Raw genomic sequence first — 12629 nt, 5'->3', positions numbered from 1 at the left:
ACCACGGCGACGCGGTGGTGTCGGTGCGGGTGCGGGCCGCCGGTGACTGGGATCCCGGGGCGTACAAGGCCGCCTGCCCGGACGGGCTGCGGCTCATCGGCCTCGGCCACACCAGTGGCCGAGGCCTGTGCACCGACAGCACCGGCGGCGGCCCGGCCGATCTGCGGGCCGCCTCGGGCGGCCAGACGGTCGTCACCGACGAGCGCTATGTCCCGGCCGGCGGTGACTGGGCGTCGGGGTACACCAAGCTGCAGTGTCCCGAGGGCAGTTTCCTCATCGGGCACAGCGCCCGCGGCGAGCGGGTGTCGGCGGCTCTGTGCGTGCCCGCCCGGAGCCCGCTGGCGGGAGCGAGCCGCACGGTGTGGTTCGACCGGTCCGACAACCGGCCCGCCGACGCCGCGGGCGGTGACTTCGCCTACGGCGACTACAAGGGTCAGTGCGGGGACGGCGAATACGCCGCCGGAATCGCCTACACCACCCGGGTGGGCAGTCGCCCGGGGCCCGCCGCCCTACTGTGCCGCCGACTCCCCTGAGGCAGCCGTGGACGGGCGGTCGGCGGCCCCTGCGACAAGCAGCAGGAGGGCGTCGACCAGGTCGTCCAGGGGACTGCCGGTGGCCAGCCGCCGCAGTTGCAGGCCCATCACGAGGGCGACGGTGGTGGCGGCCAGGCGTTCGGCGTCCGGGACGCCCAGCGCGGTGAGGATCCGGGCGGCGAGCAGGTCGTAGGCCCGGAACGCCTCGGCCGCCGCTGCCCGCAGCCGTTCGTCACGCCCGGCCTGGAGGTACAGCTCGAACGGCGCGAGATGGGCGCTGTCCAGCGCGGAACCGCAGCCGACCTGGCCGGCCAGGGACGCCGCGTCCTCGACGGCGAGGCCCTCCGTCTGGCACTGCTCGGCCAGTTCGGTGAAGTGCCGCGCCTCCTCGCGGACGAAGGACAGCAGGCTCTCCCGCAGCAGCTCGTGCTGGGTCTCGAAGTGATAGGTGACCGAACCGAGGGACACGCCCGCTTCCTTGGCGATCCGCCGGTTGGTGACCGCCGCGACTCCGTCCTCGCCGATGATCCGCAGGACGGCGGTGATGATGCGCTGGCGCATCGGGGCGGGGTGAGCGGCTTGCGGCATGGTGTGCATTCTTCCATCACCGGCAGGCACGGCGGCCGGAGCCGGGTGGCGGATCGTCCGGAGCGGTGGACAAGGCGGCCCGGGCTCCCTAGTGTTCGTTCGAACGAACAGGACTGGAGGATGGTCGTGCACATTGCCGGGTCAACCGTTCTGCTCACCGGCGTCACCGGTGGCATCGGCGGCGCGCTCGCCGCAGAGCTGTCCGCTCGGGGCGCCCGCCTCGTCCTCACCGGCCGACGGGCCGAGGCGCTCGAACCCCTCGCCGAGCGCTACGGCGCCCGGACGATCGAGGCCGATCTGGCCGACGCCGACGACGTGCGGAGGCTGGCCGAGGAGGCCGTCGGCACGGACATCCTGATCGCCAACGCAGCCCTGCCCTCCAGCGGTGACGTCCTCGACTACACGCCGGAACAGATCGACCGGGCCCTCGCGGTCAATCTGCGCGCCCCCGCCGTACTGGCCCGGCTGCTGGCCCCCGGCATGGTGGCCGCAGGACACGGCCACATCTGCTTCGTCGGCTCCCTGTCCGGGATGGCGGCCACCAAGTCGTCGTCCCTCTACACCGCGACGAAGTTCGGGCTGCGCGGCTTCTCGCTGGCCTTCCGCCAGGATCTGCACGGCACGGGCGTCGGCGTCTCGATCGTCCAGCCCGGTTTCGTACGCGAGCTGGGGATGTTCGCGAAGACGGGCTCGTCGACACCCGGCGGTGTCCGCACCGTCTCGCCGGAGCAGGTCTGCAAGGGCGTGGTACGGGCGATCGAACGCGATGTCGCCGAGGTCAATGTGGCACCGCCCGAGCTGCGGTTCCTCACCAAGGTCGCGTCGCAGTTCCCGGGCTTCGCGGAGCGGGTGCAGCGGCGGGCGGGCGCGGAGCCGGTCGTGAACGCGATCGTGGCCGCGCAGCGTTCGAGCCGCTGAGGCACCTGTCGGGCCCGCTCCGGTCGCCGTGGCTCAGCGCTGGCTCGCGGGAGCGTCCGGCAGCGGTGACCGGCTGCCCTCGCAGGCGTAGACGATCTCCACGGACCCGCCCGGCAGGGCGCGCTCACGCCGGAAGGCGAGCCCGACGGACGGGTCGAGCGCGGGCGTCAGCCGCGTCCCGCCGCCGAACAGCAGCGGCACGACGACCAGCTCCAGTGTGTCGAGGGCGCCGAGGGCGTAGAAGGTCTGGATCGTGCGCGGGCCGCCGACGAGGTGGACGTCACCGCCCCGGTTGGCCGCGCGGATCTTCTCCAGCAGCCGCTCCGGGTCATGGTCGGTGACGACGTGGTCCGGGCTGCCGGCCGGCCGGTGGGACCCGAGCACGAACACATCGAGGTCCGGCCAGGGCCAGCGGCTGTTGGTCAGCGCGGGCTCGAAGGTGGTACGGCCCATCAGCGCCGCCTCGCACCCTTCGAGGAACTCCCGGATGCCGTGGCTCTCACCGGAGACGAAAGCCGGGTCGGCCGTCAGCGCCGGCCAGCCGGCCGGTGTGGTCACATAGCCGTCGGCGCTCATGCTCACGCGGGCACGGATCTTCATGTCGTCTCCCTGTTCGGTCCGTCCGTCCGAGGCGGTTCGCGCCTCCGTCCGAGCGTCGAACGGGACACGCGCGCCTCGACACATCGCCCGGGATGTCTCGGAGCCCGCTTGTCAGTCCCTCCCGCGCTGTGGAAAGATCCACTGTGCTCGACAGCACATCCCATTACTTCTCTTGAAGGACTGAAGTCCATGATTGCGGCGTTGCCCAGCGGCCGCCGTCGGTACTGAGCCGTCTGCCCCGAAGCAGCGCTCTCCGGTACCCCTCGCGTTTTCTCACGGCGGTCCGACGACGCGGTGTCCCACACACCGCCCGCCTCCTCGCAGAGGCCGTTCCCGTATCCCCGGCCACGCCCCGGCCCCAGCCGCCCGTGGCCGCCTTCACCGTGAGGTCTTCACAGTGCGCACCGATGTCCAGAGCTTTGCCGTCGCCAACCTCCTGCGCCGCCCGGCGGCACAGGAGGTTGGCGGCTTCGTCGTGGGGTTCGACCCTTCGACGACCAGCCCGCACATCAACTACGCCACCCCCGTCCCCGGCGCCGAGCCCACCGACCGGGACGTCGCCGACCTGATCGCCGCGTTCCGTGAGCGCGGGCTCAAGCCCCGGCTGGAGTTCGCCCCGGACGCCGCGCCCGCCGTGGAACCCGCGCTGCGCCGGGCGGGTTTCGGCGCCGAGGCGGTGCACGAGTACCTGGTCTGCACCCCCGACACGCTGACCGTGCCCGGCCCCGGCTCGGCCGGTCCGGTCGAGGTGGCGGCCCCGGCCACGGACGCCGACTACACCGCGATCGACATCGCGCTGGCCGAGGCCTTCGGCGGCGAATGGGAGCCTTCCCCGGGCAGCGCGGCACGGCTGCGGCGGACCGAGGACAGCGGCGGGGCCGTCCGGTTCGTCCGCGCCCCCGGCGGCGGCTGCGCCGGCGGCGCCCTCTGCTCGGCACCCGCCGAGGGCACCGCCGAACTGGCGGGCGTGGGCACCCTTCCCGCATACCGAGGGCGCGGTATCGCGGCCGCGGTCACCTCGACGCTGGCCGCGACCATGTTCGGGCGCGGAGCACAATCCGTGTGGCTGGAGTACTCGGGCGAGGGCTCCCGTCGCGTGTACGAGAGGGTCGGCTTCCGGCCCGGCGGCACGCGTCTGTACGTCTCCCTGGAAGGGTGACCCGCGCGGCCGGCGAGGACGGGGACCGCGTCCTCGCCGGCGCACGAAGTCAGCTCTCCCCGGGCACGGGGTGGTCCTCGACGAAGCGGCGGATCTCGTCCGTGAGGGCGGCCGGATTGTCCAGCTGGACCAGGGTGCGGGCATCGGGGATCTCCACATAGCGGGAGTTCGGCAGCAGTTCGGCGAGCCGGCGTCCCGTCGCGGGCGGCATCATGCGGTCCTCGGCGCCCCAGGCGACCAGCGCCGGGCGGGTGAACTCCGGGAGGTGCCGGGCCGCTCGCAGATAGCAGTCCTTCCGGGTCGCACGGAGGAACTTGGCGAAGTCCCGGCGGATACGGCGGTCCGTCAGCAGCGGGCCGTACCAGCGTGCGATGAGTTCCTTCGGCAGCCGCGCCTTCGCCATTCCGCCGAGGGAGGTCTGCATACGGTCGAGGGCGGGGAGCCGGAAGGACTGCACGAGGAGGAAGATCCCACCGGGGACCTTGCAGACCACGGACAGGATCCTGCCCTGAATGCCGGGCGGATAGTTGTCCAGGGCCTCGCAGGAGGTCAGGACGAGCCGCGCGATGCGCTCGTCCCGTACGCCGACGAGGAGTTGGGCCGTACCGGTGTCGTTCTGGACGAGGGTGACGTCGCGCAGGTCCAGGCGGTCCATGAACTCGGCCAGCAGGCGGGCGACGCCGTGCGCGGAGAGGTCCGCGTCCGGCCGCATCGGACGCCGGTGGCTGCCGAGGGGCAGTACCGGGACCAGGACACGGAAGTCGGGGCGCAGGGCGGAGACGACATCGGTCCAGACCGACTCGTCGAAGCCGAGGCCGTGGGCGAGGACCACGGCGGGACCGTCACCTCCGGTGTCCTGGTAGTCGATGCTTCCCGCGCTCAGTTCGATCTCCGGCATGCCCGCGCCTCCGCCCCGGTCGCCCGCCATGACTGCGTCTTGATAGATCGTTCTAGTGACAGAATAGGCGCCGACCGTCCTTTGGCGACAGAGGCTGCCCGGAGGTGCCACCCGTGAGCGACGGCAAGGCCATCAGCACCCATGAGACCCGGCGGCGCATCGTGCACGCCGGCACCGAGCTGTTCCGGCGTTCGGGCTACACCGGCACCGGGATGAAGCAGATCGCCGAAGCGGCCGGTGCCCCCTTCGGCTCGATCTACCACTTCTTTCCTGGCGGGAAGGCCCAGTTGGGTGAGGAGGTGATCCGCACCTCGGGCGCCGTCTACCTGGGGCTCATCACCACGCTCATGACGCCGTACGAGGACCGGGTGGCGGCCACCGCCGACGCTTTCGCCGCCGCGGCCGGCACCCTGGCCGACCTGGACTTCGCCGACCCGTGCCCCATCGCCACGGTCGCGATGGAAGTGGCGAGCACCAACGAGACGCTGCGGCAGGCCACTTCGGAGGTGTTCGACAGCTGGATCGACCATCTCGCCGCCTACTACGCCGAGGGCGGCATCCCCGAGCCCGCCGCCCGGGCGACGGCAGGCTCGGTCATCGCCCTGCTGGAGGGCGCCTTCATGCTCGGCCGGGCCGCGCGCAGCGCCGAGCCGGTGCGGGCCGCGGGTACGGCGGCCGCGGCGATCGTACGCGCGGCACTGGCCGGGGAGTGAGGGAGCCGGCCGGGGCCGTCAGGTCGGCCGGCTCGCCCGGTAGAGGTCGCGGAGCAGGGCGATCTCGGCTCCGTGGTGCAGCACTTCCTGGTTGACCCACCACACGATGTCGAGGAAGGGCTCCTCCGCGTCACTGCCGTAGGGGTAGGCGCAGTACCCCACGGTGTCCAGCGCCGCGTCGTCGGCGCTCAGCAGCGCCTGCCGCCAGGCGGCGGCGCCGGTCCCGAAGGCCGCGAGCGCGCCGGCGGCGTCCCCGCTGACGGAGTGCCCCTCCCGGGTCGCCGAGCGGCTGCCGGCGGTGTGGTCGGCGCGCAGGGACAGCATCTCGGTGAGGTGGCTCAGGCGCCAGGCGGCGGCGAGCGCGGGGTCGATGTCCGAGGTCAGGCCGAGGGCGCGCTCCGCGTCCACCCGGTGCACCAGCGTCTCGAAGAGCATGCGGCGGGCCCAGAACCGCGCGTGCCGGTCCTCGCCCCAGACCCACATCGGTGCGTCGGGATCCGTGTCCCGCAGGACGGCCGCCACGCCGGGCACGCCCGCCGCCACCCAGTCGGGATGGTCCCGGACGTCCTCCGGCAGCCCCAGCTCGACGTCGCGGCTGCGCGGAGGCTCCTGCACCAGCTGGGTCAGCAGGGCGCTGAACCAGCGCTGCAGCGATCCCACGTGCCGGGTGAGGTCGGCCAGGGTCCAGTCGGGGCAGGAGGGTACGGCGCTCGACGGGTCCGCGTCCTTGACCACCTCGGCGAAGCGCAGGGTCTCGCGGGCGATGGCCTCGCGGTAGGTGTCGTACGGCAGGGGATGCCCCGCCCCGTGTGTCGCTGCCATCGGCGGCCGTCCTGTTCTGTGCTCGGCATGGTTTCCGTCGTCGCCAGTCTGGATGCTGGAGTCCGCTCGAAGCCAAATCCTGGCTCAGCGGATCTCCTGTTCGGCCCAGATGATCTTTCCTTCGGCGGTGTACCGGGCGCCCCAGCGGTGGGCGAGCTGGGCCACCAGGAAGAGCCCGCGGCCGCCCTCGTCCGTGCTCCTGGCGTGCCTGAGCCGGGGGGCCGTACTGCTGGCGTCGGAGACCTCGCAGGTGAGACGGGCGTCGCGGAGGAGTCGCAGCCGGATGGGCGGGGTGGCGTAGCGGAGGGCGTTGGTGACGAGTTCGCTGACGATGAGTTCCGTCGTCATGGCCAGCTCCGCGCCGAGGCCCCACTCCGCGACCTTGCCGGTGGCCCGGGCACGCAGGGCGCCGACGGCGGCCGGGTCGGGGGGTACCTCCCAGGAAGCGGCCTGGTCGGCGCCGAGTGTACGGGTGCGGGTCAGCAGCAGGGCGATGTCGTCGGACTGCGGCACGGGCACGAGCGTGCGCACGGCGGAGGCGCACAGCGCGTCCAGGTCGTCCTCGGTGTGCGCGAGGGCCTGCGCGAGCCGGGACATGCCGCGCTCCACGTCGTGGTCGCAGCCTTCGATGAGGCCGTCGGTGTAGAGGCCGAGGAGGCTGTTCTCGGGGAGTTCGATCTCGGTGGCCTCGAAGGCCATTCCGCCCAGTCCGAGCGGGGGTCCGGCGGGGATGTCCGGGAAGCGGGCCGGTCCGTGCGGTGCCACGACGACGGGCGGCGGGTGTCCGGCCCGGGCCATCGCGCAGCGCCGGGTGACCGGGTCGTAGACGGCGTAGAGGCAGGTCGCGCCGATGAAGGTGCTCCGGGCGGCGGTGCCGGCGGCGGCCTCCTCGTCGCTCAGCCGGAGCACGAGGTCATCCAGGTGGGCGAGCAGTTCGTCCGGGGGCATCTCCATGGCGGCGAGGGTCTGGACCGCCGTGCGCAGCCGGCCCATGCTCGCGGCCGCGGAGATGCCGTGGCCCACCACGTCGCCGACGACGAGAGCGATGCGGGCGCCGGACAGCGGGATCACGTCGAACCAGTCGCCGCCGACGCCGCCGGAGGGGTCCGCCGGCCGGTAGCACGAGGCCACCTCCAGCGCGGTGCCGCCCGTCGGGGCGGGCGGCAGCAGGCTGCGCTGCAGGGTGATCGCCGCCGTGTGCTCCCTGGTGTAGCGGCGGGCGTTGTCCACGCACACCGCCGCCCGCGCCACGAGTTCCCGGGCCAGCAGGACGTCGTCGGGCCCGAAGGAGACGGGGTTGAGCGACCGGGCGAAGGTGGTGAGGCCGAGGGCGGTGTTGCGCGCCCGCATGGGCACGGCGATGAGCGAGTGCAGACCGTACTCGCGGATGCGTCGCGCGCGCTCGGGCTCCCGGGTGGCCCACAGCTCGTCGGAGGGGTCGAGGACCGGAATGAGCAGCGGATCACCGTCGATGATCAGGTGCGCGTCGTGGGGCGGCGGAAGGAAGTCGACCCGCTCGCCGATCTGGACGACGGCCTCCGGAGAGCCCTCGCGCACCGAGCGCAGCGCCGCCCGCCGCATCACCGGCCGGGCGGGCGCGGGTCCCGCGTCGGTCAGCCACGCTCCATGGCCCTCGGTGCTGAGCACGGGTTCCAGCAGGTCCACGATGACGAAGTCCGCGAAGCGGGGCACGACGAAGTCGGCGAGTTCCTGGGCGGTCTCCATCACGTCGAGTGTCCTGCCGATACGGGTGCCGGCTTCGTTGACCATGGTCAGCAGCTGCCGGGCATTCCATCGCTCGGTGACGTCCTGGACCATGTAGCAGACGCCGGTGACGGCGTCGACGGCATCGACCAGGGGGAAGAACGAGGTCGAGTAGGCGTGCCGGCGGTTCGGGTCGGCCCAGCTCCAGCCCACGTACTCGTAGTCGGTCACCGGTATGCCCGTCGCCAGCACCTTGCGCATCAGGCCCTCCAGGACCTCCGCCTGCACCCCGGGCAGCAGCTCGCTCAGTCGCTTCCCGAGCCGCTCGTCGCGGGGGACCCCGCCGAAGCGTTCCAGGGTGTCGTTCAGCCAGATGTAGCGCAGCTCGATGTCCATGACGGCCATGCCGACCGGCGCGCGGGTCAGGAACCCGTCCAGCACCGACTGGCCCATGGCCCACCGCTGCCGCTGGGCGCGGGCCGACACCAGGAAGCAGTCGGTGTCGCCGACGCGGAACGACGCCGAGACCCGCAGCTGGATGCCGAGGCTGCGCCCGTCCCGGAGGCGTACGGCGGTCTGCCCGCTCCAGCCGTTTCCGGCGCGGCACCGCGCCACGACACCGGCGAGCCGCACCGGGTCCTCGGGCATGGCGAGCAGGCGCGCGGCGGAGGCGCCGACGACGTCCGACGCCACGTGGCCGAGGAGTGCTTCGGCGCCGCGGGTCCAGCCGACCACGACGCCGTGCTCCGATATCACCGCAGCCGCGTCGGTGGACGCGTCGAAGAGATCACCCGGTCCCCCGGGTGTGGCTGCGGCGAAGTCCTCTCGCGCAGATTCCATCAGTGACACCCATAACCACTATGAGCCTGTTTCTCCGCCGGCGTGCAGGGCTACGGGGCGAGGTGGCCGGGCGCTCCGACGCGTCGCCGTGTGGTGGGGCCGGGGCGACCATGGAAGGACCGGTCGCCAGTGCCCGCGCGTGCCCGTCCGGCCGGTGGAGGTGAACCCGGCATGGCAGTGGACTCCTTCGAAGCAGGCCACGAGGAGCAGCACGCCGAGCTGCCCCGGCCCACCGGGCTGCTGGATGTGCTGAGCGTGGCCGCGGTGGCCCTGGACACCCGCGGCCGTATCGTCTTCTGGACCCCGCAGGCCGAGGACCTCTTCGGGTACTCCGCGGAGGAGGCCCTCGGCAAGCACGCGGCGCGCCTGCTCATCCACCCGGAACATCTGCAGGCCGTGGTGAGTCTGTTCACCGAGGTGCTGGAGACGGGCCGGGGCTGGGCCGGGGCGTTCCCGGTGCGGCACAAGGACGGCGGCAGCCGGCTGACGGAGTTCCGGACCATGCGGCTGCTGGACGACCTGGGGGACGTCTACGCCCTGGGCATCGCGGCCGACCATACGCTGCTGCAGCGCGTGGAGACCGATCTTGCGCTGTGCGAGCAGCTCATCAACCAGTCCCCGATCGGCCTGGCCCTCCTCGACCCCGATCTGCGGTATCTCCTGGTCAACCCGGCTCTGGAGCGGATCGACGGCACTCCCGCCGAGGAGCACATCGGCCGGCATCTGAGGGAGACGCTGCCCTTCCCGGACGTCGACACCGTCGAGTCCGCCCTGCGTCAGGTGCTCACCACCGGCACGCCCCTGCTGGACCAGTACCACGTCGGCCGTCCCCCGGCCGATCCCGGCCACGAGCACGCCTGGTCGCTGTCCTTCTACCGGCTGGAGGATCCCGGCGGACGGGTCCTGGGCGCGGCCGCCTCGGTCGTCGACGTCACCGAGCGGCACCGCGCGGCGGCCGAGGCCGACCGGGCGCGGCGGCGACTGGCCCTCATCGCGGACGCCTCCGCGCGGGTCGGCACCACGCTGGACGTGGAGCAGACGGCCCGTGAACTGGCGGAGATCGCGGCTCCGGCGCTGGCCGACGTGGTCGCCGTGGACATCCTCGACTCCGCGCTGTCCTGCCGTCGCAAGGCCAGACCGGACAACGGCCCGGAGCTGTTCCGCGCCCTCGCCCTGAAGGCGGCGCATCCCACCGTCGCGCTGGGCGCCGCCGACGCTCCCGGCGATGTCGCCACCTATGCGGGCGACCGTCTGGTCACCTTGTGCGTCCACACCGGGCGGCCGGTGCTGGTACGCCATGTGGGGCCGCACGACCTGCCGCGCATCGCCCGGGACGCCGCCGCCGGCGACCTGCTGGCGCAGGCCGGCGTCCACTCGTATCTCGCCGTGCCGCTGATAGCGCACGGCGAGGTGCTCGGCGCCCTCGACCTCAAGCGGACCCGCAATCCGGCGCCGTTCGACGAGGACGACGTCGTCCTGGCCGTCGAACTCGCCGGCCGGGCCGCCGTGGCCATCGACAACGCCCGCTGGTTCCAGAGTGTCCGCAACACCGCGCTCACCCTGCAGCGCAGTCTGCTGCCCGACCACTCGCCGCACCACACGGGCCTGGAACTGGCCTCCCGCTACCAGCCGGCGCAGGCCACAAGCGAGGTCGGCGGCGACTGGTACGACGTCATCCCGCTGGCCGACGACAAGACCGCCCTGGTGGTCGGCGATGTCATGGGCAACGGCATCGACGCGGCCGCCACCATGGGCCGGCTGCGCACGGCCACCTGCGCCTACGCCGATGTCGACCTCGCCCCCGGCGCGGTGCTCCAGCACCTGGACAAGATCACCTGCGATCTGGAGCACTACATCGTCACCTGCCTGTACGCGGTGTACGACCCCCGCACCGGGCAGTGCAGCATCGCCAACGCCGGCCATATGCCGCCGGCGCTCGCGCGCCCTGGCCACCCGCCGAGACTCCTGGACCTGCCGGCGGGTGCGCCGCTCGGGGTCGGCGGCATACGGTTCGAGACCACGATGGTCGCGCTGCACCCCGGTGATCTGCTGGTCCTCTACACCGACGGCCTCGTGGAGACCCGTCAGCACGCCATCGACGACCGTCTGAACGCCTTGCTGGACCTCCTGGGCGAGCCGCATCGGCCGCTGGAGGAGACCTGCGACGTCCTGCTGTACGGACTGCGCAACCCCGACGACCACGACGACGTGGCCCTGCTCGTCGCCCGCGCCCTGTAGGCAGCCGGGCAGTACGCGGCCCTTCCCTGAACCGTGTCGCGTGGTGGACACTCCGCCCACCGGGCCGGCATCGCCGCCCTGGTCGCCCCGCGCTCCCCCGCCCCCTACCGTCAAGGGCTCCCCGGATGCCGATCGCACCTGCCGCCCTGCGCCTGGCCCTCGCCGCCGCGGGCTTCCTGCTCGTCACCACCACCTCGACCGCGGCCTCCGCCTTACCAACGGAGTCAACTGCGCGTGTTCCGCCCTCGGTTGATGCCCCGACCCCGGCCGCCTGGTCTCCGCCGCTGTCGACCCGGGGCCACCTGGTCGTCGACAGCCAGGGCAACCGGTTCCGCCTGAAGGGCGCCAACTGGGACGGCGCGCAGGGCTCATGGACGGGCAGCGGCAGCGTCGACGATCCCGCCGACCATCACGCCGGCCAGGACTCGCACGGCATACCTCTCGGCCTGGACCGGGTTCCGCTGGACCAACTGCTCGGCGATTTTCACCAGTTGGGCATCAACACCATCCGGCTGCCGTTCTCCAGCGAGATGATCCACAGCATCGCTCCGGTGCCCGACAGCGCCGTCGCCGCCAATCCCCGGCTGCGCGGCAGGACACCGCTGGAGATCTACGACGCCGTGGTCGACGCGCTCAGCGCGAGCGGGTTCGCCGTGATCCTCAACAACCACACCAACACCTCGCGCTGGTGCTGCGGCATCGACGGCAACGAACGCTGGAACAGCTCGCAGTCGACACAGGCGTGGGCCGACGACTGGGTCTTCATGGCCCGCCGCTACGCCTCCGTCCCCCGGGTCGTGGGCGCGGACCTGTACAACGAGGTACGGCGCGACGTCCTGGACGACCCCAACTGGGGCCTGGGCGACACCCACGACTGGTACGCCGCGGCCCAGCTCGCCGCCGACCGCATCCTCACGGAGGCGAACCCGCGTCTCCTCATCGTCGTCGAAGGCATCAACTGGACCGGCGTACCCGTGGACGGACTCCCCCACGGCCGCCCCGTGCTGACCCCCGCCCGCACCCTGTCCCACACTCTGGTCGACGCCCACAAGCTGGTCTACTCCGCGCACTTCTACGGCTACACCGGCCCCCACCACAGCGGCGCGACCGGCATCGGCGAGACCCACGACCCCCGCTACCAGGACCTGAGCCGCGACGACCTGTACGCGGCGCTCCAGGACGAGGCGTTCTTCGTCCAGGAACCGGGCCGGCACTACACCGCGCCCGTCTGGGTCAGCGAGTTCGGCATCGGTGCGAACGAGACGAGTCAGGCCGCCCGCACCTGGTTCGGCACCCTCACCGACTACTTCGCCGGCCACGACACCGACTTCGCCTTCTGGCCGCTGGTCGGCTTCGCGGGCCACGACGACTGGGCGCTGCTGCAGTACGACGAGAAGGGGCATCGCTCCGGCATCCTCGACGCGGGCGACTGGCGGGCTGCGGCCTGGCAGCACCTGATGACCGCGCCGAGCGACACCGGTCCGGTGGCACCGGTCCCGGTCTGGCGGATGCTCGCCGTCGACCACGGCGACGCGGTGGAGTCGGTGCGGGTGCGGGCCGCCGGTGACTGGGATCCCGGGGCGTACAAGGCCGCCTGCCCGGACGGGCTGCGGCTC

10 protein-coding genes and 1 pseudogene are annotated in these 12629 nt (G+C 72.6%); 6 read left to right on the top strand and 5 right to left on the bottom strand.

Going from position 1 to position 12629, the window contains the following annotated elements:
* Positions 1-533: pseudogene (locus AB0L75_RS43040) on the top strand (glycoside hydrolase); the annotation flags it as partial.
* On the opposite strand, the gene AB0L75_RS43035 reads toward AB0L75_RS43040, so the two are convergent.
* Entirely contained in the window at positions 510-1121 is a 612-nt protein-coding gene (locus tag AB0L75_RS43035) for a TetR family transcriptional regulator (RefSeq protein WP_365191751.1), read from the bottom strand. The pseudogene AB0L75_RS43040 and the gene AB0L75_RS43035 overlap by 24 nt on opposite strands.
* Positions 1122-1247: 126 nt before the next feature.
* On the opposite strand from AB0L75_RS43035, the gene AB0L75_RS43030 reads away from it, so the two are divergent.
* Positions 1248-2039 (top strand): SDR family NAD(P)-dependent oxidoreductase, encoded by a 792-nt coding sequence (locus AB0L75_RS43030; RefSeq protein WP_365191752.1) that lies wholly within the window; start codon positions 1248-1250, stop codon positions 2037-2039.
* Between the two features lie 33 nt (positions 2040-2072).
* Here the strand turns inward: AB0L75_RS43030 and AB0L75_RS43025 are convergent, their stop codons facing one another.
* The gene (locus AB0L75_RS43025; RefSeq protein WP_365191750.1) at positions 2073-2639 is read right to left on the bottom strand and encodes a dihydrofolate reductase family protein; all 567 of its coding nucleotides are present in this window, start codon (positions 2637-2639) and stop codon (positions 2073-2075) included.
* 397 nt (positions 2640-3036) lie between these two features.
* On the opposite strand from AB0L75_RS43025, the gene AB0L75_RS43020 reads away from it, so the two are divergent.
* Positions 3037-3798: a GNAT family N-acetyltransferase gene (locus AB0L75_RS43020; protein WP_365191749.1), complete on the top strand. Its 762-nt coding sequence runs from the start codon at positions 3037-3039 to the stop codon at positions 3796-3798.
* A gap of 49 nt (positions 3799-3847) precedes the next feature.
* Here AB0L75_RS43020 and AB0L75_RS43015 read toward each other — a convergent pair whose 3' ends face one another.
* Positions 3848-4696: an alpha/beta hydrolase gene (locus AB0L75_RS43015; protein WP_365191748.1), complete on the bottom strand. Its 849-nt coding sequence runs from the start codon at positions 4694-4696 to the stop codon at positions 3848-3850.
* Positions 4697-4809: 113 nt separating this feature from the next.
* Here AB0L75_RS43015 and AB0L75_RS43010 point away from each other — a divergent pair, with 113 nt between their 5' ends.
* Complete coding sequence (locus tag AB0L75_RS43010) at positions 4810-5409, top strand: TetR/AcrR family transcriptional regulator (protein WP_365191747.1); 600 nt, start codon at positions 4810-4812, stop codon at positions 5407-5409.
* Between the two features lie 18 nt (positions 5410-5427).
* On the opposite strand, the gene AB0L75_RS43005 is transcribed toward AB0L75_RS43010, so the two are convergent.
* Together AB0L75_RS43005 and AB0L75_RS43000 are read right to left on the bottom strand one after the other, a co-directional pair.
* On the bottom strand, positions 5428-6231 hold the full coding sequence (locus tag AB0L75_RS43005) for a maleylpyruvate isomerase family mycothiol-dependent enzyme (RefSeq protein WP_365191746.1): 804 nt from the start codon (positions 6229-6231) through the stop codon (positions 5428-5430).
* A gap of 84 nt (positions 6232-6315) precedes the next feature.
* Positions 6316-8775 (bottom strand): SpoIIE family protein phosphatase, encoded by a 2460-nt coding sequence (locus tag AB0L75_RS43000; protein WP_365191745.1) that lies wholly within the window; start codon positions 8773-8775, stop codon positions 6316-6318.
* Positions 8776-8946: 171 nt separating this feature from the next.
* Here AB0L75_RS43000 and AB0L75_RS42995 point away from each other — a divergent pair, with 171 nt between their 5' ends.
* The gene (locus AB0L75_RS42995; protein ID WP_365191744.1) at positions 8947-11013 is read left to right on the top strand and encodes a SpoIIE family protein phosphatase; all 2067 of its coding nucleotides are present in this window, start codon (positions 8947-8949) and stop codon (positions 11011-11013) included.
* Positions 11014-11138: 125 nt separating this feature from the next.
* A partial coding sequence (locus AB0L75_RS42990; RefSeq protein ID WP_365191743.1) for a cellulase family glycosylhydrolase occupies positions 11139-12629 on the top strand: 1491 nt, incomplete at its 3' end.

It is taken from the genome of Streptomyces sp. NPDC052101 (assembly GCF_040680235.1).
Taxonomy (GTDB): Bacteria; Actinomycetota; Actinomycetes; order Streptomycetales; family Streptomycetaceae; genus Streptomyces.
The sequence above is the reverse complement of the archived record's forward strand: the minus strand, read 5'-3'. Positions and strand labels throughout refer to the sequence as shown.

Bases quoted from the DNA above. Each gene is read 5' to 3' on its own strand.
- AB0L75_RS43035 (WP_365191751.1), bottom strand. From the start codon at position 1,121: ATGCCGCAAGCCGCTCACCCCGCCCCGATGCGCCAGCGCATCATCACC.
- AB0L75_RS43015 (WP_365191748.1), bottom strand. From the start codon at position 4,696: ATGCCGGAGATCGAACTGAGCGCGGGAAGCATCGACTACCAGGACACC.
- AB0L75_RS42995 (WP_365191744.1), top strand. From the start codon at position 8,947: ATGGCAGTGGACTCCTTCGAAGCAGGCCACGAGGAGCAGCACGCCGAG.
- AB0L75_RS43025 (WP_365191750.1), bottom strand. From the start codon at position 2,639: ATGAAGATCCGTGCCCGCGTGAGCATGAGCGCCGACGGCTATGTGACC.
- AB0L75_RS43005 (WP_365191746.1), bottom strand. From the start codon at position 6,231: ATGGCAGCGACACACGGGGCGGGGCATCCCCTGCCGTACGACACCTAC.
- AB0L75_RS43000 (WP_365191745.1), bottom strand. From the start codon at position 8,775: ATGGAATCTGCGCGAGAGGACTTCGCCGCAGCCACACCCGGGGGACCG.